Raw genomic sequence first — 22,586 nt, 5'->3', positions numbered from 1 at the left:
GAAGTGAATCAGGTTTTCGGAGCGATCGGCTTCACCGGCGGCGCGGTCGTGATGACGGCCTTCTTGATCCTTGGCGCCCGGGGAGCTTGGAAGGTGAAGCTCAGCCACGAAGGCGTGATCGTGGTTGCGTTCGTCACGGGTCAGTTGTACGCGCAGGCCGGCGAGACCTTCGCCTTCCTGAGCGACATGAGCGGCGGCCTGTCCCAGGCGATCCAGTCCAGCTTCGGCAACGGGGCCAACTTCGGCGCGGGCGCGGTCGCCATCCTCGTGACGCTGCTCGTGTACGGCCTCAAGCCGTCAAAGTTCCGCAACGGTGTCTTGGCGCTCATGCTGCCTTCCCTCTACACCGCGGCAGGCGGCCTGTTCGCCACCCTCACGCACATGATCAGCAACCTGACCGGAACGGTGGTGGCCTGACCATGGCCGTAGACCTGGTCAAACCGGACCCTGGTGATGACGACGACGGTCTGGCGGATGTCGTTGACCTGGTGACGGTCGACGACATGGCGGAGAGCGACGAAGGCGTGGCGGCCCCGCCGTCACGCCTTCGGGCGTGGTGGTGCGAGGTCCTCGAGGATGCGGAACGCAGCGCCACGGGGCCACGGCCCCGGTTTATGACCCGGCCCGAGCTCGGCGCGCACCACTTCTTCAACCGCGCGGGTCTGGCCACCATGAGGACTGGCACCGTGGTCATCTTCCACGGCACATGGACCCTCACCCGCCGCGGCTGGGCGCTGGTGCTCGGCCAGGTCCGGAAAGGGAAAGGCGCGAAGTCGGCCCCGGCGCCGTCCGCCACCGGAGAGGCTGGGGACGCTGCGCAGACCAGGACCCCGGCGAAGGGGCTCGGCCGGAAGCCCGCCGGGAGGAAGAAGGGGGCGAAGAAGGCGGCCACGACGGCGAAGTCCAGTACGGGTGACGTCATCCTTGGCGGGACGCTGATCGCCGGGATGGGCGTCATGTTCGTGACGAAGACCGTGTTCCCGATGATCGGCACGGTGGTGGTGAACGCCGCGTCGTGGGTGGCCGACCACCCGGTGGACGTTGCGCGTGGAGGCGGTGGCGTGGTGATCGTCTTCATGGTGATCGCCTGGATCGTCGGGGGAGTCGTGGGTGTCCCCGCAGTGCACGAACACGGAGAGGAACAGGACAGGGAGGTACGAGAGGAAGCCGCAGAAGCAGAAGCGGAATCGCCTGAAGACCAGGAAAAAGGCCAGGGGAACGGAGAAGCGGAAGCCGATCCGGCCGGTGGGGAAGCGCCGGATCTCTCCCCCGAGGAGCAAGCCGAACGGGAGCGAATCCGGGTCTACGAGTGGGTGCGTGAGAGCATCAAGAAGCCCACCGGAAGCGGGGTCGCGGTGCACCTCCGAGAGCTGTGGCTGAGCCTCCAGAAGGAGGGGGAAGCGGGCCCCAGCATGGCTGACGTGCGTGCCCTCCTGGAGGGTCACCAGATCACTATCCGGGATGGGGTCAAGGCCCCCGCTTCGGATAAGGATGGGGCCAGCCGTAACCGGCCCGGTGTGCACTCCGACGATCTTCCTCAGTCCTTCACTCCCCTGCCCACTCCTGGGTCCAATCTGATCCGCCTACTACCGACCTCCCGAGCCTCTGACCAGCAATAACTACCGCTGACCTACCCGCCGCCTACTCGTCGAGTAGGCGGCCTACCGGTCCACCAGCGGACGCTCCGGGCTCTCGTCCGGAGTGTGCGCCGGCCGACCGGCGGCGACCGAAAGGGAGTGAGCCCGAGTGAGCCCCCTTGTCCCCGATGTTCTGGTGGGACGTGTGCAAGTGCGCGTACCCGCAGGGCCCAGAAGGGCCAGGCGCCGCGCTCGGGGCGCACAGCACGGGGGCAGTTGCCCCGCCGACGGGGTCCGAGCGATCACTGGCGAGCAGGTCGTGATCGGCCTCGTGGTCCTGGTCGTGCTGGCCTGGGCCATGCGCGTCGTCGCGTGACCGCAACGCCCTCAACCGGAACGAGCACGGTCGCGCCGAAGGAGCGACATCCGTGTCGATACGGAATGCGCTGGGGCGGGACGGGAATCGTCGTGCCGCGCTGTGGTCTGTAGTCAGGGGTGCACGCCTTCTGGCAGCTGCCCCGCGGTGGCCGCGACGAAGGGCGATCTCCCGCCGGGCTAGTCCGGATCCGGTGCCACCAGTTCGCCCAGGACCGCGGTCACGTCAGGTAGCGGGAATCCGGCAGGCCACCAGGTGCCGTACTTCTTGCGGAAGGGATACCACTGGCGGCCATCAGCGCCCAAGCGCAGTTGGGCGTCGTGTCCGACCACCGTGAGCCAGGACCCGTCGGCCCGCAGGCGCGGGGCGTGGTCGCCTTCCCAGCCCTGCCGGATCTCTTCGCGCACGGCGCGCAGATAGAGCGGGTCGACATCCCGCTGTTCGTCAACGATCGCGAGTGCAGCGGCGCCGCCATAGTGCCAGGCCGCGGCGGCCCCGGGCCAGCGCGGTGGGTGTACGCCGGGTGCCCCAGGCCAGCCGTTGTGAGATCGGCAGCGGCGGGTCGGCCGCGGCGAGCCGCGGCATCGGCCCGGGCCACCCCAGTCACCGGATCCCGGTGTAGGAGGGGTCGGGCAGCTGCGCATAGTGCTGCTCCTCGGGAGGCGCCGCGGCCTGGTGCGCCTCGTCCTGGGCTTGGCGTTCCTGCTGCTGCAGCCGCAGATCCGCCGCGATCTTCCTCGTGCGGCGTTCTTCATCCTGCTGCTCACGCAGCCTCGCCAGCCGTCGGAGCTCCTCGAGCCGTCCCTCGTCCATGCGGTGCGCCCTCTCGTGCGGGGATGGGTGGGTCGGTCAGCGCACGCCCACGCCAACGGACTGCTGGGTCTGCTGGGCGTTGCGCTGCGCCTCGTCCACGCTGGTGGCCTTGGCCGGCGTGCTCTCGGGGGGTGCCGGGTGGGCGGCGGCGCGGGCTTCGGTCCCGGCCATCAGCTTCTGGCTCACCTCCAGCAGCCGGCCTTCCTGGCCCTCGAGCAGCTTGGCGAGGTCCTGGTTGCTCGGGGTGTCCGCCTGAGGGGTGGGCCGGGCGGTGAGGTTACCCGGGTGACGCCGCTCGGTCCTGCGGTCCCGGCGCGGCAGTTCGGGTACCGTCGCCGCGGGGGCCGGCTCAGCGGGCGCGGATGGACTGGGTGCGGCCGGTGCCTGCTTCTGCTCCGGCTCGGGGGGCGCCGCTGCAGGGGCGGCGGCTTCGGGCGCCGGGGTGGCTTGCGGCTGCACGGCCGGTGCCGGTGCCTCGGGTGCTGCGGATGCGGAGATGGCCGCGGCGCCCTTCTGGAGTTCGAGCAGGTTCGGTAGGCGCTGCTCGAGCAACTCTAGTTGGCTGCGCAGGTCGTTGCGGGAGGCGGTGAGGGTCTCGCGCGGCTTGAGGCCGTTGGGAGGGCCGACGACGTTGAGGGTTTGGAGCACGGCGAGGGCCCGCTCGGCCTGCGCATGGGTGAGGTTCAGCTCGGTGGTCTCGCTCAGCACGAGCGGTGAGGCGACTGTGCGCTGCTCGACCACGTGCGCGGCCACCGCGCGGACCTGGTCGGCGCTGAGCTCGGCTTCCAGGGCCTGGGCGGTGAGCTTGGGCGGTCCGGCGATCTCCTGGGCGAGACGGTCGGCGACCTTGTTGAGGTACTGGGCGTTGCGGTCGAAGGGGTTGTTGTCCACCTTGCGGCGCAGCGCCGTGATGAGCGCGCGCCGGGTTTCGACCGGCTTGTTGGTCTGCAGGCCGGCCACGAGATCGCTGGGCGGAAAGACGGCCTGGGTGCCGAACTCCTGCTCGCCGTTGGCGGCTGCGGCGATCGCTTTCTGGGCGAGGAGGTAGCGGATCTGCAGCTCCGGGCGGTCCTGCGGCCGCAGACTCTTTGCGCTCAGCTCGGCGCGGACGGTGCGCGACTCTTCGTAGAGCGCGTCCAGGTACCGCTCGGGCGGCTCCGCCTCGTAGTGGCCGAAGTCCCGCTGCTCCTCGGCACCGAGGGAGCCGCGCATGCGCTCCAGTCGTTGCTCTGCGTAGTGCAGGACCATGGCGGCGATGTTGCGGCGCCCGGAGGTGCCCTGGCCCTGGTTGTCGTACCGCCGAATGACGGCCCGCGCGATCCCTGAGATCATCTCGATGCCGCGGAGCTGAGCGGCCTCGACCAGGCCGTGCAGGCGCACGTCGAGGGTGAGGCGGTGTCCGGCGCGCCGGGCCCGGCCTGCCATTTCGGTCAGGGCGGTCATCAGCTGGGATGCCTCGGCCAGTTCCGGGTCGGCCTTGGCTCCGGTGGACAGCGCGCTCTCCAGCTCGGGGTCGTCCGCATCATCCAGGCCCAGGTCCGTCTCGGGGTCGTCCGGCTCGGCCCTGCGCAGCTCCCGGTTGAGCTTGTGGACGTGCGCCATCAGCAGACGCGGACTGTCGAGGGCCTGTACGGAGTCCAGCCCGGAGGCCCGGGCCGCGTGGTCCTCGGCGACCCGGGTGAGGGTGCGCATGGCCTGCCCGCCAGGTGTGTTGCGCTGATCCCACTTGTCGAGGTGCGCACTGACCCTGGCCGCGTGGCGGGCGATGAGGCTCGCGGCAAGGGTGGTGATCTTGGCGGCCTGGACCGCGGTCTGGGGGGTGACCTCCGCCTGTTCGTTGAGGCGCGCCAGGACGGCGTCGACCTGCTGGCGGATGTCGCGGATGGCGTGCCAGTCGGGGTTGCTGAAGTAGAAGGCTTGGTTGTTCTGCGCGGCGGCCATCGCGGTGTCGAGGCCCGCCAGATCGCGGGGACCCGCCTCGGGGGGAGCGTCCGCGGTATCCAGCGCCCGGGCACGGCGCATGCCCCGCTGAAGGTTGACCAGACGCGCGTAGCGTTCCAGTGCTTCCGCGTTCATGGCCGCAGTCACCTCGGTGGACAACTTCGGCACGGGTGGGGTCGGTTCGGTCTGCAGTGGGGTCGGTGTCGTCATCACGGTCTCCGCGTCAGGACTGGCTGGGGGCGAGTGAGGTGGACTGGCCTGCGGCGAGCGCGTTGCCTTCGGCTTCCTGGTGTGCGGTCTTGCGCAGGTTCTTGTGCACACGCGATGCCGGCGCTGTGCCGTCGGCCGGGTCGCTCTCGCCGCCGGTCACGCTGCGCGTCTCCTTGTCGGCGATGATCTTGCTGGCGAGCTCGCGGAGCCGGGTCATGACGAGTTCGTCGACGTCTGCCTCCGGAGCGTCCGCCGCCTTGGGGGCGGGGGTCTTCGTCGTCGGCGCGGCGGCGGGTGGGGTGCGGGGGCCGGTGTGGGTTGCGGGCCGGGCGAGGAGGGTGTCGATGTCGGCGGCGCGGGCCAGGACGGTGCGCGGTGCATCGGGCCGGTAGGGTCCGAGGATCTGCTGCTCCTCCAGGCGGTGCAGGAGCCGGTCGGCCCGCTCGGCGGTGACGTTCATCGTGCGCCGCAGGGTGAGCGGGGAGGCGTTCTGGTGGGCGGTGACCGTCAGGGCGGCCTGCCGCAACTGGGCCGGCGGAATGGGGCCTTGCGGGTCGGCGCCGGTGGGCACGACCCCGATCAGGCGTTGCTGGTAGGCCCAGGCCACACCGTTGAAGAGGTCGGCGGTGGGCTCGTAGGGGTAGGCGTCCTCGCCGGTGTGCGGGTCGGTGTCGCGCAGTTCGGCGACACGGGCGGAGAGCCAGTCCAGCAGCAGTTCGTGTGCGGCGATCAGGTTCGGGACGGGCGGAGCGCCTGCGACCAGGCCGTTGTCGGGCAGGAAGTCCCCGCCCGGGGGCTGGCCGGTGAGTTGTTCGTAGCGGGCACGCCAGCGGGCCCGGTTGATGATCCACTGCTCCTGGAGGTCACCGCGCTCGGCGAACACGGTGGTGGGAGATGCCATACGGCGTTCGAGGTCGCGCTCAATGTGAGCGAGGTCCTGCATGCGCCGGTCGGTGCCCACCGCGCGCGGGAGGGTCTGCCCGTCCGGGTCCTGACCGCGCAGGCGGGCAATGGTGCGTTCCAGACGGTTGCCCAGGCTGGTGAGCCGGATCTTGGAGGCGACGGTGGCCAGTCCCTCGAGGATGCGGACGACGCACCTCTTGGCCCGGTTCATTAACTGCTCGCCGCCGGGACCGTGCAGCCGGCGCATCGCGGGCTCACTGGCATTTATCTGGGCCACCAGGTCGGTGATCTTTTCGTAGATGGTGCCGGGCAGGCCGATGGAGTACGGGCGCAGTGCGGCGAGGGCTTCGTGCGCACTGTGGTGGGCGACCGTGAGATCGGCCGCCATTGGTGTCTCGTCGGCGGGCGGGAGCTCGGCGGCGGCGCGGGTGATGTCGTCGAGCTCGGCTGCCTCCTGGCTGAACCCGTTGTCGAGTTCCTCCCAGGTCTGCTGTGTCTCTTCCTGAATCCAGGAGCCGTCGTTGCGCAGGACCCAGATGTGACCGTCGGGCGCCAGGACGTCCAGAGCCAGGTCCGGGTGTCCGGCCGTGTACGCGGAGAGGGCCTGTTCGGCACGCCGCCGGGTGTGCTCCTGGTTACCGTCGGGGCCCTGGGCGATCGTATCGAGGAGATCAGCGAGCTGGGCGGGGGTGGGCTGGGCCGGGAATGCGGGTGGCAGGATGCTGCGCACCGCTGCGCGCCAGCTCTGGCTCAGGGGAGTGCCGAGGAGTCCGGCGGCCTGGGCGGCGCGCCACTCGATGGCGGCAAGCAGTTCCGGGCCGCTCATCTCCACGAAGCGGCTGTACGACATGCGCAGCGAGTCGGGCCGGGCGGTACCGAGCCACACCACGACGGTGGGGTCGTCGCTCGTCTGGTCGTCTCCTGAGGTGCTCAGGTCGACGCCGTAGATGGTGCCCAGCTTCAGCGGCTGGGGCAGCCGGTCGAGCTCGGGGCTCTCGATGGTGTGCTGACCGAGGCGTTCGTGCACGGCCGCGTGCAGGGCATACGCTGCGGTGGTGCGGTCGGTGTACTCGACTTCTCGCCGTCCCTCGACCGGGGAGGGCAGAATCATGCTGAACGCCAACTGCTCCTGCTCAGGCGCAGGCTCGTCAGCCTGAGGACTGGTCGGAGTGATGGGGCCCCTGGCGCGGGCCCCGGCGGCCCATTGCCCGGGATGACGCGCCTCGGATCCAGCACCCTCGGGTGAGGGCGTCGCAGTGCGCACGGACGTGCCCTCGGCGGCGAACTGGCGGCTGCGGACGTGGGAGTCGCTCGCGAAGTACCCCTCGGGGTCGGCGGCGAGCAGGTCCAGGGCCTGTTCGTAGACCTCGTTCTCGTAGTCCTCGTGGTGCCTGCCCGGGCCGAGGAGCACGGCGGTGGCGGTCATGTGCCCGGGGATCTTCCACTCCTGGTCGAGTCGCTTCGCCCAGCTGAGAGCGGCCTGCTCCAGCGCGGTCGTGTCGCCGGGCGCTTCGGCCTGGACCGACTCGTGGATGTAGCGGGCGGCCTCGGCGGCGATGGCCCGCGTGCGCGGGAAGGACCGGGTGGAGTCGAAGGCACGGTTGGCTCGTTCGCTCTCGTCGGCGTTCTTCACCAGGACCGCTTCTACCGTGGCGTCGAGGAGGGGCCGGCGCTGTTCCAGGGCGTGCAGCACGGGCGCGGCGCCGTCGCCGCCGGCGGCGATGCCCTCTTCCCACAGCTTCGCCGCGTCCTTGGCGTCCGGAGCGGTGGTCACCGTGGTGGGCCCGGCAGCATTCACCAGCAGGTCCCACTTGTCGAGCAGCACCTTGCGACCGCTCTCGTCCGCATCCAGGAACACGATGTGGGAGCGCGGATTGTCGGTGTCGAGGCCCCGCAGGACGGTGAGCTGGCGTTCGGTGAACGCGGTGCCCATCGGGGCGCCGACCACGGGCCGCTGCTCGATCGGCAGCGTGGCGGCCGCTCGCGCGACAGCGATCACGTCGAGGTAGCCCTCCACACTGACCCGGGGCCCGCTGCTGCTGGCCAGGGACTCGGCCTGGGCGGGGTGGTGGAGCCCGAAGACGAGATCGCTCTTGTTGAACAGGTCGGCGTCGTTCGAGGTGTTGACGTACTTCGGTCCCCCGCGTTCCTTGGCCTGTTCTTCCGTCTCGCCGGGCCGGTCGACGCGTCGTCCGCTGAAGCCAACAATGTCCTGGTTCTCGTCGTGGATCGGGAGCATGATCCGGTCGGTGAACGCGTCGATTAACGTGCCGCGCTTGCTGGTGGTGGCGAGGCCTGCGTGGAGGAGTTCGGCTTCACTGAAGCCCTGGGCCATCAGCTCGCGGGTCAGCACGTCCCAGCGGCCGGCGCCACGGTCGGAGGGGGCATAGCCCAGGCCCCACTCCTGCTGTACCTCGGCGGGGAGCTGGCGCTCGTCGGTCAGGTAGGTGCGGGACAGCTCGGCGTGCGGATCGCTGCGCAGGTGTTCGGCGAAGATCTGGGCGGCCGCACGGTTGACTTCGATCAGCCGCTCGCGCGGCACACCGACCTTAGCGCCGGAGGCATCCTGCAGGGCGCCCTGGCCTACCTGGAGGGTGTGCTGGACGTCGACTCGGTAGGCGGCCAGGCTCTTCTGGGGGTGTTGGCGGATCGCCTCGTGCAGGACGGGCTGGAGTCTGTCGGCGAGCTCGCGGTCACGTTCGGCGTTGCCGCTGGTCTCCAGGGTGATCACGACGGTCCGGTCGGCGGTGAGGACGCCGGTTGCCTGCAGCGTGACGCCGAGGTCGGTGAGGGCGGATCGGGCCAGCGCCGTGAGTTGGCCGACGGGGTCGGCTGTGGCGGATCCGGGCTGTTCGGCAGGGGTGGTGGCGGGTGCCGTCTGCCCGGCGTTGTCCTGCTCCTGCTGCTCCTTGCCGGGGCGCACCTCCGCTTTCGCATCGGTGGCAGCGGCCGCGGTGTCGACCGGCGCCGTCACGGCCTTCTGGTCCGCTGGTGCGGGCGACTGTGCCGCGGGCTGCGCGGCGGGGCTGCCGGGGCCGTTCTGCTCTGCCTCCCCGGTGGCGGTCGCGGACTCCGGGGCCGCTGGAGAGGGAGGGGCGGGGGCCTCTTGAGCGGTGTCCGGCTCCGCTGCGGGTGGTGCGGGGGTCGCGGGACCGGGAGCCGGCTGGCTCGGGGCTGGTGCAGGGGTGGTGGGGCCGTAGTCCAGGAGCGGCCGGGCGCCGCCGTCGCTCGCGTTCATCCACGCGGTCACCGCGGCCAGCAGCGTTGGCGCGTCGACCTGGGCGAGGTCGACGGCCGGGAGGGTGACGGCCCGCGCGCTGCCTTCTTCGTCCACGGCGGTGAGCCCGAGCCAGAGCACGGGCCCCTCTGCCTGGTGATCGACCAGCGCGTAGACCGGGCGACCGTGGACGTGGGCCAGGAGCGCGACCTCAGTGGCGCCGCCGGCCAGCTGGGCCTGCGCCTGGGCGAGCAGACGCGGCGCGGCCTCCTCGGCGGTCATGAGGATCTCACCGGGCAGCTCGAAGACGGGCAGTTGAATGTCGTCGGACTGGTCCACGGCCATCGTGGTGGGCTCCTGTGCCGCTTCGGGCGTCGGCTCGGTCGAGCCCGGTGTGCCGACGGGTTGCAAGGTGACCTGCTGGGCGCGGCGCTGGATGTACTGGCCGAGCTCCATCTCGCCGTCCTCGGTCTGCTGGATGATGGCGATGACCTGCCCCTGGACGGCCGTGCGGTACAAGTCGCGTAGCTTGTCCGTATCGGTCGTCCGCGCCGCTTGGTCATGGAAGTCCTTCGCGAGGGTCAGCTGCGCGCAGTGGATGTGGTGGCCCAGCTTCCGGGCGAGCTGTGCACGTTGGCCTCTGTCGTCTGTGCCCGTGCCGAGCGCGGCCTGCAGGGCGAGCAAGTCGGTGAGGCCGGAGACGCCGAGGGTGTCGGTGCCGGTCAGGGACGTTGCTGCCCGGGAAGCGGCCGGGGTGGCCGACAGCCACTGTTCGTGCTGGTCGAGCTCCTGCAGCAGGGCCTGGTGGGCAGCCGTGTACGCGGCGGCGTCCGGGTAGGGCGCGGCGGTTTCGGTGCCACTCTGTGAGTCGGGGGTGAGTGGTTGCTCGGCTGCGGTGGAGTGCGACGGTGCACTGGTGGCCACGGTGCCCTCCTGACGTACGGCGGCCGGTTGGGGGCGCGGCCTGCTTCCGACTTCGGCAGCGGTGGTCTGCGCCCGGTCGTCGGCCTCATCCGCGGTGGGCTCTGCCAAGGCGACACGGCCGGCGTCGGGGGACTCCTCGTCCGCGTCACTGGCCGTGGGGGCGGTCTCGGCCGGCGAAGCTGCGGCGCGCCCGGGGCTCTGAGTGCGGTCGGCCGCGCGTCCTGCAGGGACCTCGGGCGTGGCCGTGGAGGCGGCAGCCGCGGGTACGACCGGTTTGTCCGGCGCCTGCGTCACCGCGTTCTCCGCGTCGCCTGCGTCGGCCGGGGCGGCGTCGAGGGCAGTTTCGGGAGGGTCGGCGTCGTCAGCGGGTGCCGGCGCCTGCGGCAACAACATGTCTTCTCCGCTGGCGGGCTGCTCCCGAACGAGCGGGCCCTGACGCATGCGCTGCCGGCTGCCGATGCTCTGGTCGGCCGTAGGAGGTGCTGCTGCCGCCTCGCTGCCGGAGGCGCCGTCGTGGTTGGGGGACGTCGGCTCCGCGGCGGCCTCTGGCGGACCTTCGGCCGACGGCTCGAGCGGTCCGCCGTCTTCCGCCGGAGCCGGTGCGGGCGCAGGCGGCACAGCAGATGCGCGGCCCTGATCGGACACGCCCGGGACGGGCTGCGCCGGAGCGTCGATCGGGGTGCCGGGAGCCGGGCCGGGTACCTCACCGGCGAATGCGGACGGGGCACGCCGGGGCTCGAGGGCGCGCCAGGTCGCGCGGCGGTCGGCCAGAGTGTCGACCGTGTCGCTCTCCCCCAGCGCGTAGGCCCGCAGGGCGTTGGCCACGTGCTGTGCTGCCTCGGCCACATGTTCCGCCGCGGGCAGCAGCGGGAACTTGACGTCCTTGTTGCCAAGCCGCACGAGCTCGCCCGTCCAACCCGCCGCGTCCTCCAGCACGTTGACGATTGCTTCAGCGTCCAGGTCGTACGTGGTTGCGTGCTCGCGGACGGCATCGAGGTAGGTCATCACGATGCCGCGCACGCGGACCCGGTGGACGTCGTCCGCCTGTACTCCTCGGGTGGTCTTCCACACCGGGCTGCGAACGTTGTTCACGTAGTGATCGGTCGCCTCGCGGCCCGCCACCTCCAGAGCGGCGCGCAGATTCAGTACGGCACCGACGGCGTACTCGTGGGCGATGGGGTCGGTCAGCGTCTCGAGCGCGGCGGCGGCGTTCTCGTCGTACTGGGCCAACGGGTACTGGTAGGTCCAGTAGGTGCGGTCGGCTCCGGCCGCAAGGTCGGCGACGTCGCGGGCGGTCGACCGGGCGGCCCGTGCGGCGGCCTCGGCCGCCATCGCGTAGATCTCCTCGATCTCCTTCTTGCTTCGCCTGCCGATTTTGTGCCAGTCGTCCCGCAGGGGTGCCGGAGCCGGTGGCCTCGGGGCAGCGCCGCTCTCCACGGGTACCGGGAGGGCACCCAGGGGCGCGTAGTCGATGGGCGGCAGTGGTGCCCGGTTGACGATCTCGATGTCGCGGGGGACGCCGGGCACGGTGAGGTTGTAGCGGGTGTACCAGGCGTGCCCGCGCTCGGAGAGGCGAATCTGCGCGCCGTCGCGTTCGGCAAGCCCGTTGTCCAGGAGGGCGCTGATGCGCTGCGGTGAGCCTGCCAGGTGGACGGAGCGGCGGGGCACGCGCTGCATGAACCGGCCGTCGACTTCGGTGATATTGCCGCGGGCGATGTCGTTGAGGTCCCGATGGCGTGTCTGGGAGTAGCGCGGAAGGGTGTCCTCTGGTGCGGCAGTGGCCTGCCCCGTGCCGGGGGTGTCCTGGTCGGCGGTGGAGGCCGGCTCAGGCTGTGCCATGGCGAACAGCGTGGTCTGCTCCTGGATACCGGGCCGCGCACGCCAACGCGCCTCGGAGTCCGCGGTCGGCTCCGCGCCTGCCTGCGCGTTCTGCCCTGGTTCTGGTGCAGATCCGCTGGCGCGCGTGGAGTTCTCGGGCGTAGCGGAGGCTTGGGCAGCAGGGGCAGTCGCCTGAGGGGCGGGTTCGTCTTGCGGCTCGGAAGCATCGAGGAGACCGGAAGGGGCATCTTCGTCTCCCCACGCCTCGGCTGACGGGTCTGCCGGCAGGGCAGAAGAATTTCCGCTCGACGGGCCTTGGCGCCCGGTGGCTGCCTCGCTGCGCTCCGGGAAAGGTTGCGTGGGTGCCCTGTCGACGGCGGCGATCAGGGCGGCTGGCTCCTCTGTCGCCGGGCCCCTCGCTGCGGCGGACGGCTGCGTCAGCATCCTTTCGGTGGCGTCGCTGTCGGCCCCGGGAATGGTCTGGAGATCGGGGGTGTCTGGGTCGCCGCGGGCATCGGCGTCGGCAGCCTGGCCCGCATTGCTGCGCGGACTCCGCTGCGCGGAGCGGGGAACCCCCGCAGCCGCACGGCCGTCCGGCTGGGCTGCAGTGCGGGAGTCGGTGCGCCCGTCCTGGCTCGGCAGGGTTCTGGGACCGGATCCGCGCGCGGCGCCATGTCCAGGTGCCAGTACGCGCGGAGCGTCGTCGTTTGCGGACCAGCCGGGGCCCGCATCCGGAAGCAGCAAGCCCGACGGCACTTCTCCCTCCGCCGTCCACGGCAGATCAGGTGCAGCCGGGGAAGCCAACGCTGTCGCGGGAGCGTCCAAGACGCGGGGGGCGTCCTCATCACTCCCCCAGCCCCGGGGCACCTCACCGAAGGCTGCGGGGGCGTCCTGGTCACCCCACGCGCTTTCCGGCCTGGGTGCGAGTACGCGCGGAGCGTCGTCGGCTGCGGACCAACCGGCGCCCGCGTCGGGGAGCTCCAGCCCTGACGGCGGCTCTTGCTCCGACATCCAGCCCAGACCTGGCGGAGCCGAGGCAGCAGGATCCCTCGTGGGCGTCTGCAGGACACGGGGTGCGCCCTGGTCGCTTCCCCAGCCCTCGGCCACGGCGCCGAGAGCTGCAGGGCCGACTGTTTCGTCGGCGTCGTGCTCGGGTGCCAGCGGGCGCGGTGCGTCATCGGTGGCAGCCCAGCCGTAGCCCTCCTCAGCCGGGGGCAGACCCGACGGAGGTTCCTCGGCCGCCGTCCAACCAACCGGTTCTCCGGCGAAGGCGGATGCCGGCGGCGCCGCGGCCGTGTCCAGGACCCGCGGGGCGTCGTCGGTACTCGCCCATCCCGGGCCTTCAGGGCTGAGGGCCGATTGGAGGTCTTCGTCTCCCCATGTGCCGCTCCCACGGCGCGCCGTCGCGGGGTCGGCTGTCGCGCCGGTGGTCTGTTGTGGGGCGAGAACCCGGGGAGCGTCGTGCGCGGCAGACCAACCCTGCGGCTCGCCGGGCACGGTCAGACCCGAGGGAGGTTCCTCCTCCATGGTCCATCCTGCGTCGGGTGGCAGGACCCTGGGCGCGTCGTCCGCGTCCGTCCACCCTTCGGCGGCAGCGTCAAGCGCAGGAGGAGCGTCCTGGTCTCCCCAGCCGCCCTGTGCACTGCGGGGCGGGGCCGGGAATTCCTCCGGGGCGGTGGCCAATTCGTCACCTCGTTGGTGATCACGGGTGGCGGCCGGGCCGCCTGGAGTCCCTGGGGCAGATCACGTGCCTTTCGACGCTAGGGATCACGGGTGGTCGAGGGCGCAGCCTGCCTGTCGCCCTCCCGCCTGGGGGAATGCTCGGCCCGTAAAACTGCTGGCCGATCCCCCCAGGCGGTCCGTGCCCTCGGTCACCGGGACGGCGCGGTGGTCGGTGCGACCGGACGTCCCAGCTCATCGGGGCGCGGCTGCTGCGGACGTCCAGGCGTCGCGGCAGTGGAAGACGCCTGGGGCATCTGCCGTTGGCGGGCTCCGGCCTGAAGGCGGTCGCGGAGCTGACGCGCGCGGTCAGTGTTGAGGCGATCTTGAACGAACGCCTCTCCGTAGCGTTCCACGATCTCGACCACCTTGGCGCTGGGGGCACCTTGGAGGTCGCCCCGGGTGAAGAGTCCAGCGACCCTGGCCTTCGCATCGAATCCGAAACGCAGCACCTTCCTGTGCTGCGGGTGGCCTGTCACCGCGACGTACAGGTTCAGGCCGCTGATCGTGTTCTGGAGCGTGGGCTCGCTGGGGGCATGCGGGTCGTCCATAAGCTTCAGGAGGTACTCGCGCAGCCGGTCCGGGACGATAGGACGCTGGGATGTGGGACGGCGTGCTAGCACGCCGCGCAGAATCTGGTCTCCGGTGGCGCCTTCGAGTTCCGCCGCTGTGAACTGGGCAGCTGCGAGGGGTGTGGTGGGGTCGAACCCGAACTGCACGACCTGCTGCCCGTGCCGGGCACTCTGTGCGACCCGTACGTACAGCGGCGCGCCGCCGACGATCGCGTGCTCGGTAGGCGTGGTGGGTGCGTCCCGGTCGTTGAGCAGGCACAGCAGGTCTCGGCGTAGTTGTTCGCCCTCGGACAGCTTGGTGGGCAGCTCCGTTACGTTCTGCGTCTCGGCTTCCTCGTGCGGCTCAGGTTCCGCCTCGGTTTTCGGTTCGAGGTCCGCTTCGCGCTCGAACTCCAGGTCGTCGGTTTCGATCTCCTGGTCGGGCTCCGGCTCAAGATCGGTCTCCAGGCCCGGGCCGGTCTCGTCTTCGAGCTCGGATGCCAGTCCCAGCACAGCTGCGAGCGCAGCCTCGACGTTACCGTCCTGGTCGGCGTCGGCTTCGACATTCGAGGCCAGCTCCGCCTTGAGGTCGGCGGCCAGCTCCGCCTCCATCGCCGCCGCCAGCTCCGCGTCCATGTCCGGCCCGATCTCTGTTTCCGGCACGGGTGTGGTGTGCGGCTGAGGAGTCGGCCGGGCCAGGGCGGTGGGTTGCGGTTGTGCCTCTTGCGGTGCGAGCGGTGCCCGCAGGGAGAGTCGGTAGACAGTTTCGGGCAGTTCGAAGGCCGTGGACTTCAACTCGACCGAGGCCGGCTGGATGTCTGCCCCGTTGACGATGGTGGCGTCCATCAGGTACGTCCGCTCGCCGCCGCCGTGGGGGTGGTTGTGGGTCACCATGGCGCGGCCGCGGATCCGGAGGGTGCCGGCGGCGGGTATCCCCGCGGCGCCGCTCGGCGCGAGCGGTGTGCCGTCGGCGTCGAGGTCGAATTCGATGACGTCGTCGTTGAGGACGAAGTCGGCGTCAAGGCGCAGGCCGATAGTCTCGCCGTCTGCGTCAAGGATGGTGTCCTGGCCCGGGTGCTCTACGGGCAGGTTGCGGGGCAGGTGCCAGGTGCTGTCGTCGTCCAGGGTGATCGCTACGGTGCCGAACTCGGTGTCGCTGCGCTGGATGACTTCGCAGGCCTTGTCCTCGCCGTTGATCGTCAGCCAGACCCAGTCGCCGGGGGTGAGCGTGTCCGCCCAGCGCATGGTGTCGGTGTCCTGCTCGGGGCGCTGGGGCTGGTCCTCGAAGAGCTGCCACATGGCGTCGCTGGGGGAGTTGGCCTGGTCGTGCGCGCGGTCGTGGTGGGCGCGCTCCTCCAGGACCGTGTGGTTGAGGTGGACGAACTCCTCTGCGGACAGCCGCGCGCTGAGCTGCGGGTCGCTCCAGTCGATCGGCTCTCCGCCGGTGGTCCGCAGTTCGGTGAGTCGGCCGGCGAAGTCGCGTGCTTCTTCCAGGGAGGGCAGGCCCTCCAGCGGCTGGGGGTCGGCGAGGTCGCGGGCGGCTTCGGGGCTGAGATAGAGGGCGGGCAGGAGTCCGTCGAAGGGCAGGCCGCTGCCCGCGGGGAGGACCTCGAAGGTCTCGCCATTGCGGCGGATGGCGAACTGGCCGTCGTCGGTGAGCTCCACCAGTTCGCGGTCCTTGGCGAGCTTGCGTACCTCGGTGCGGCGCCCGGCGCTCATTCCGGGGATCTTCGCGGCCATCAGGTGGGTGCGGACCTGGCCGAGGGAGGCGAAGCGCCGCTGCACCAGGGCCGTCTCTCCTGCCGGTGTGGCGGGTGCAAGCGGGGTGGCGACCATGACGTGGCTGGTGGAGCGGATGTTCTGGATGTGGTTGCCGGTGGCGGCGTCCAGGACCCGGACCCAGCCAATGCTCGCGCCCTTCGCGTCGGCGGATTCCTCGATCCGCACCAAGATCGGGACGTCCAGGGGCGGCAGGTTGGAGCGTAGTTGGGTGGCCTGCGGGTTGTTGACTTCACCCTTCCACCAGAAGGTGCCGTCGGCTGCGGCCACCTCGCCGAGGACCTTCTTCACGTTGGTGATCACGAAGTTGCCCGGTACCGGCATGGAGGGGTCGGTCTGCTCGGGGGCGGGCCGGGGCGCGGTCTGGGGAGCGGGCGCGGTCAGGCGGCGGCCGGTCTCCTTCTGGTACTCCTTGGCGTAGCGCCGGTCCCGCTCGTCCAGGCCCTGGGTGACCAGGGCGTGCAGGATCGCCTGCTTGATGTCGTGGCCGTGCTGGTCCTTCCAGTGGAGGGCCTTCATCGGCAAGGCCCGTAGGGTCGGGTTGGGCATGTCCCAGGGGAAGGGGCGGCCCTGTTCGTCGCGGATGCTCTCCAGTGCGTCCGCGATCCGGTTGGCCCGCTCGCGGGTCTTGATCTGCTCGCCCCAGGGCCCGAAGACCTTGGTGAGGCGGTCCGGTGCCCGCACTTCGTAGCGCTCGGGGGCGACGGTGATGATCGCGAGTCGTCCGCCGGAGCTCAGGTGGGTTCCGGCCTCGGTCTTGCCGTGCTTGCGGCACAGCTCGACGATCATCTGCTGGCTGCGCTGGTCCGGGTCGGCCTTGTAGTGGACAACGCTGCTCAGGTGGGCCTTGAGCAGCATGTTGGAGTCGGCCGTGGGGTCAGCCTTCTTCTCCTCGGGGGTGAGGAGGAAGCGCGGCGCCGGTATCGGGGCGGGTCCTGCGGGCGCCTTCAGCGGCTGGTTCTCGGGGACGCCGGCGAGGAAGCGGCTGAGCGCGACCGCGGCGCCCTCGGGGCTGGCGTAGGCGGTGCCCTCGGCCAGGGCCAGTTGGCCATCGGGGACGAAGTGGCAGCCCGCAGTGCTCGACACGACGGTGCCGATCCGGGTGCCGTTGCGCAGGACGCCCCGGGCGCCGCCGGGGTCGGCCGCCTCCACGGTGAGGTCGGCCAGGTCCTGGCGGAAGGCGTCCATGCCGCCGAGCTGTTCGGCGTCCACCTGGCGCAGGCGACGCTGCTCCAGCTCGGCGCGCAGGGCGTCGCGCTGCTCGACGGCGCGGACACTGTCGGCGGTGTCGCCCTGTGCCGCGTACGCGTTGAGCCACTGGTCCAGGGCCGTGGCCCGGCGCTCGAGGTCGGCCGGTGCCATGCCCTGAGGCGCACTGGAGACCAGCGGGGGCTTGGGCGTGCGGTCCTGCACCAGCACGGGTGCCACCGCGCCCGGGCGCGGGGTGCGATCGCGGCGGTCCAGAAGGGTGACGAGCCGGGTGGCGTCCCGCCAGGCCAGCACATCTTCGAGCCCGTGGTAGTGGCCACGCTCGTCGCGCAGGTTGTGCGCTCCGACCGCGACGGCCTGGGCCCACTCGCCGCTCTTGCGCAGCAGGACTTCCACCCGGGAGCCGTCCGGGCGCCGCTCGAGGTCAGCGACCGCCCACCGGCCAGCCCGCTGGGCGTAGGGAACCTCCCGCAGCTTGGCGAGGAGAGCGGCGGAAACCTCGCGTGTGACGGCATCCTGCTCGAAAACCGGCGCCGGGGCCGGGGCAGTCTGCTGCGGCTGGGCTGCGCCGTCGCCCGGTACCGCGACGACCTGGTCGCGGGTGAAGACCAGGACGCGGCCGTCCGCGCTGGTGCCGGCGTACGAGCTGGCGTCGGCCAGCTCCACGGTGACCGTGCTGTACAGCTGCCCGGTGCCCGGCTGGCTGGTGGCGGCGTGCGCGGGGTGGTGCGGGTCGAGGATGCGGACCTGCTGGCCTACGTCGAGGGTGGGAGCGGCGCTCGGGTCGGCGGGTATCCAGCCCTGGGGGACGGGCTGGGTGAGGTTGTGGCGGTCCTGGGCGGCGGCTTCGCCTTCCACCGTGCCGCCCTCGACGGAGGTTTCGAGGCGTCCGTGGAAGGCGGTCTCGGCGCCCAGGGTGCCGGAGAGGTAGACCGACTGGTGGAGTTGGACCTGGTCAGCGCCGATGGGGTTCCAGGCGACGTAGACGCGCAGGCCGCTGGCTTCGTTACCGACCTGGATCTTCACCAGCTGGTCGGTGCCGCGGGTGTCCTTGGCGATGATCTTGCCCAGGACCGGAGCAAGGGCGGGGCCCGCCGCGTGCCGCTGGGCTTCGCCTGTACCCGGGGCGGTGGCTACCGTCTCGGGTGCGGGGACGCGTAGGCCGGGGTCGCTGGCGAGGCTGTGGCGTGTGCGTTCGGCGTCTTCCTTGGTTGCGAAGACGGCTTCGACGGGGTCCTGGTCCTGGTGGCGGATCCAGACGACGTCCCCGTCGGTGCGGTCCACGACGGCCCAGCGCCGGCCGGTGTCCGTGGCCCGGGGGATCACCCTGAACGACGGCGCCGACGCGGCGGTCGCGGCGGGGTGCGGTGCTTCGGCCGCGGGCGGCGCGTCATCGGTGGCGGCGGGCGGCGCTGTGGGGCTCTGCTCCGTGTCGACGGCGGCGTTCTGGCCGACGCCCGCGGTGGTGGACGGCTCCTGCGGCTCAGTGAGGCGCGGGGCGGCGGCGAAGAACGGTGTTCCAGTGCGGATGCGGGTGATGTGCTTGCCGGTGACGGCGTCCTCGACGTCGACTATGCCGCGCGGTCCGAACTTCAGCCGGGCGAGGACAGGTTGTGTGATCGGCTTGTTGCGTCCGGCGGCCCGGCCGCCCCACCACAGGGTGCCGTCCGCCCCGGTCAGGGCACTGGTCTGGGGCGGCTTGAGCGCGGTGAACGTGTCCCGGTCGGGGGCCGTCTGCGTCGTGCTGTCTGCGGTGGTGCGCGCCGTTTGAGCCTGCTGCTCGGTCGCCTCCGGTGTGTCCACGGCGGCTTCCTCCCCGGTGCCCTCGGCGGCGGACGGTGCGTTCGGTGCGTGCGGTGCCTGGGCACCGGTGCTGGGCGCGGCGGCAGGACGGGGCGAGGTCTGCGGGGACGGCGGGGCCGCACTGCTCGGGCTCGGTGCCGTCAGCGGCACGAAGCCGCTGTTGAGGGCCTCGTCGAGTTCCTCGTCGCTGGCCACGGGCAGGTGCGGCTGGTCCTGGCCATTGCGGCGGACGATCTGAGCGGTGACGACCGCCTGGGTGCGCCCGTCGTCGGTCCTCACGAGCAGCGCGGTGCCGTCGAGCTCCGCGATGTCCCCGTCGAGGAGGCTTTCTCCGTCCTCGCTCCAGAAGGTGACTCGGTTGCCGGGCGCGAAGTCGCCGATCTGCCATGCGCGCAGGTAGATGCCGTCCGGCTCCTGCATCGGGTCGTCTTCGCGGGTGACGTCGAAGATCCAGCCGAGCGAGCCGGCATCCAGGATGTCGGTGGCGCGGGTGACCGCGACGTAGGCCAGGCGCAGCTGCTCGTCGTCGGGGATCGTGTCCCAGTCGATGCCGCCGCTGGCGCTCTCCTTGGGGCCCTTGAAGTCCCCGGCGATGCGGACGCGCGGCGACTCCATGCCTTTGGCCTTGTGCGCGGTGGACACCAGGAGGTCATGGGGTGCGGCCTGGTCGACGACCTGCCCGCCGTTGTCGCTGGCGGGGGCGGTGTAGTGGTCGGTGATGTACTGCTCGACCCGCTCGCGCAGCCGGTAGCGCTCGGCCTCGGTCGCCGAGGTGGCGGGCTTCCTCGGCGGCGGGAAGCTCCACCGCCTGGCGTCGCCGTCCCATCCGAAACCGACGCCCTTGCTCTTGAGCCACTCCTTCGTGGCCTGGAAGTTGCCGTCGCCATGGGCGAATTTGACGTACAGGCGCTCGCCGTCGTCCTCTACTAAGGGGCGCGGCATCCGCACGGACTCCAGTAGCGCGTCGAGCTCCTCGCTGTGCCGCTCCATCAGCTTGAACATGGAGTCGAGCTGCTTGAGTTCGGGCTCGCTCTCAGCGGTCTCCAGGATCTCGTCCCAGGCCATGCCGTTGAAGCGGGCCAGTTCCTGATGGCTGGTGCGCTCCCCCTCGCGCAGCGCTTCGGCGGCTTCCAGGAATTTGCGCAGGTCGGCCAGTCCTCCGGACACCGCGACCTTGCGGCCCGCCCGCAGGCCTTCGACGGCACCGAGGACGACGCCCGCGTTGGTGCGGGCGATGAGCATCGTCTCGTCACCCGGGTCGATCGTTGCGAGGCGGGAGGTCTTGCGGTCCCAGCCGGCCAGCCGCATGCGGGTGCCGCCCAGGCGCAGGAAGCGGTTGCCGATGTCGGCGACGGCGTCGCCGAACCGGAAGGTCTGAGTGAGCGTGGCGGTCGCGTCCGCGGGCAGGCGTCCCAGGGCGTCGGTCGCTCCGCGGAAGCCGTAGATGGCCTGGTTGCTGTCGCCCACCGCCACGACCTGGATGCCGGCGTCGCGGACGTTGGCGACGATCGACTCCATGACGGGGTTGACGTCCTGTGCTTCGTCCCAGAACAGCACGTCGGTGTCGGGGACCCGGCCGGAGAGCGCCCACATCTTGACGGTGTGATCGAAGGACAGCGGGAGATCGCGGTCCTTGTTGGTCGCCTTCGGGTCGGTGAGGTTGTCCCACATCTCCTGGGCGAGGGGCCGGATCGCGGCGAAGATCGTGTCCCGGTGGGCGAGAGTGTCGGGCAGGTGGTGGGCGGCGAAGTCGGTGTCGGCGGACTTCGCCCACTCCGACACGAGCCGGTTGGCCAGGTACGCGGCCCGCTGCGGGGTCAGCGACCCGTCTCCGGCCCGGATCCGGGAGCGCCAGCGCATCCGGTCGGCGAGCTGCTGCTCGTTGAGCTTGGGCCAGTTCAGCCGGGTCAGCAGGGCCTCGTCGACCATGCTGTTGGCGTAGGCGTTCGCGGTGGTCGGGGTGAGGTTGTCGCTGTACTCGCCGCGCTGCTGCGCCTCGATGGCCTCGTCGGCGACCGACCGGTTGAAGGCGAGGTACAGGATCCGCTGGCCGGGCATGCGCCGCGACAGCATCTTCAAGGTGGTGGACTTGCCGGTGCCGGCCAGGGCCATCACCCGCAGGTCCAGGCCGCGCCGGGCGGCGGCCTCGATGATGATTTCCTGCTCGGCGGTGGGCGGGTAGTCCTCCGTGGCGGCGGCCGCCGCCACGATCTCAGCCCACCGGGCATCGGTGTAGGCGCCGGGCTTCGCGGGCGGCAGGTCGTCCACGCTGGTGACGGCGCCCTGGGCCTCGTTGGGGTTGAGCCGGTAGCCGTCGGCCCGCTCACGCAGGATCTGCCCGCGGGACGGCTCGATCAGGTTGCCCTGTGCGTCGTAGTGCGGTTGCGGTACCCACCCTTCGGCTTCCTCGCGCTGCAGGGCCCAGCGGCGCCGCTCGGCGCGCAGCCGGTAGGCCAGCGATAGCGGGTCGGTGACGTCCCTCAGCGCCTCGATGGTCTCGTCGAGGTCATCGATGGTCATCTCGTGGATCGCCATGACCTGCGCGGCCTGGCCCTGGGACGGCTGGCTGAGGGGCGGCCGTACAGGGGCGGTGCGCTTTTCCTGCGCTGCCGGTGCCGTACCGTCTGCCCCGGGGGCGGTCTCGCGTACTGGTGCGGTGGGCGCGGGCGTGGCCGTCCGGGCCCTGGCGGCGGCCTCGGCTTCCTGCTTGGCCTCAAGGCTCTCGAAGACGGGTATCTCGCGGCCGCGCGCCGACAGCAGGGCCCGCAGGGCGTTGATCTTCTCGGTGCGGGTTTCGTACGTCAGGTTCTTCGGCATTGCGTGCCAGTACGCGCCGTGCTGTCGGTGTGCCCCGTCCACGTTGCGCCGGTTGAAGCCGCGCGGACCGCCGGCGACCTCGAGCGCGAAGATGAGCTCGCGGTACTCCTCGGCGGCCCCCCACACGTAGGTGTGGTCGGGGTGGTGCTCGATCCACACGTTCAGCCACGTCTGGTCGTTGGGCACGTCGTGAAGATCAGCGTGCACTTCCACCAGGTGACGGACGGACCGCTCGATGGTGTCGTGCCCCTTGATGGGGCTGTCGTCGCCGTACAGGGTCTTGTGCTTGCCCTGGTTGTAGGTGCGGTTCTCGACCGAGCCGATCTTCCGGTTGCCCGGCCCGTACACCACGGTGCCGGGGTAGGCGCTGACCTGGTGGTAGTCGGGGTAGCCGGGTACGGGGGTGGCGTCCTCGGGCAGTTTGCCCTCCGGTACGGCGGGCGGCTGGTCGAGGCCGAGTGCGCGGGCGCGGTCCTGGCGCTCCTGGCCGGTGGCGACCCACTCGTCGTAGGACTGGACAACCTGGGCGACCGCTCCGGATACGGTCTCGAACGGATGCCTCGTCGTCCAGTTCTCGATGGTGGTGGCAGCGTATGAGCCGTCGGGGCGGGTGACGACCGAGCCGATGGCCTCGCCGTCCAGCAGTACCGGGGCACGCAGGAACTGGCCGTCGGCCGCGAGTTCGCCGACGGTGACGCGTGCGAGCAGGGCACGGGCTACTTCCTGGCCGCCGAGCCGTATGGCGTCGTAGATCGAGACCGGCTTGTCGTCCGCCTGCTCCTGGGCCGGGGTGGTGCGGGCGGCCGGCTCGTCCGGCTGGGTCGGCTCCTGTGCGGTTGTCTCCAAGACGCCGTCAGCCTGTGCGGCCGCCTCGTTCTCGGGTTGGTTGTCCTCGCGCGGGAGGTCGGCGTCGGAGGTGTCGAGGTTCA

7 protein-coding genes (1 of these 7 cut by a window edge) are annotated in these 22,586 nt (G+C 71.2%); 2 read left to right on the top strand and 5 right to left on the bottom strand.

Annotated elements, in window-relative coordinates; all coding sequences use genetic code 11:
• Positions 1–3 precede the first annotated feature (3 nt).
• Both ABD361_RS20190 and ABD361_RS20185 read left to right on the top strand, forming a co-directional pair.
• Positions 4–417, top strand: a complete 414-nt coding sequence (locus tag ABD361_RS20190) for a hypothetical protein (RefSeq protein WP_344436784.1) — start codon at positions 4–6, stop codon at positions 415–417.
• Between the two features lie 2 nt (positions 418–419).
• Positions 420–1,619 carry a hypothetical protein gene (locus tag ABD361_RS20185; protein WP_344436783.1) on the top strand — a complete coding sequence of 400 codons (1,200 nt, stop codon included), beginning with the start codon at positions 420–422 and terminating at the stop codon, positions 1,617–1,619.
• Positions 1,620–2,132: 513 nt separating this feature from the next.
• Here the strand turns inward: ABD361_RS20185 and ABD361_RS20180 are convergent.
• From ABD361_RS20180 to ABD361_RS20160, 5 genes are all read right to left on the bottom strand, one after another.
• Positions 2,133–2,360, bottom strand: coding sequence for a hypothetical protein (locus ABD361_RS20180; protein ID WP_344436782.1), 228 nt, complete (start codon positions 2,358–2,360; stop codon positions 2,133–2,135).
• Between the two features lie 196 nt (positions 2,361–2,556).
• Positions 2,557–2,766 (bottom strand): hypothetical protein, encoded by a 210-nt coding sequence (locus ABD361_RS20175; protein ID WP_344436781.1) that lies wholly within the window; start codon positions 2,764–2,766, stop codon positions 2,557–2,559.
• A gap of 36 nt (positions 2,767–2,802) precedes the next feature.
• Positions 2,803–4,842 (bottom strand): hypothetical protein, encoded by a 2,040-nt coding sequence (locus ABD361_RS20170; RefSeq protein ID WP_344436780.1) that lies wholly within the window; start codon positions 4,840–4,842, stop codon positions 2,803–2,805.
• A gap of 88 nt (positions 4,843–4,930) precedes the next feature.
• Positions 4,931–11,800, bottom strand: a complete 6,870-nt coding sequence (locus ABD361_RS20165) for a toprim domain-containing protein (protein ID WP_344436779.1) — start codon at positions 11,798–11,800, stop codon at positions 4,931–4,933.
• A 1,850-nt stretch (positions 11,801–13,650) separates the two neighbouring features.
• A protein-coding gene (locus ABD361_RS20160) for a UvrD-helicase domain-containing protein (protein WP_344436778.1) crosses the window boundary here: on the bottom strand, positions 13,651–22,586 show its final stretch. Its footprint extends 18,337 nt past the window's final position; 8,936 of the gene's 27,273 nt are visible here — the last part of the coding sequence; its start codon lies off the right edge, out of view; the stop codon is at positions 13,651–13,653.

Source organism: Streptomyces luteosporeus (genome assembly GCF_039532865.1).
In the GTDB taxonomy this organism is placed as follows: Bacteria; Actinomycetota; Actinomycetes; order Streptomycetales; family Streptomycetaceae; genus Streptomyces; species Streptomyces luteosporeus.
This window is presented reverse-complemented; position numbering and strand designations above follow the sequence as displayed.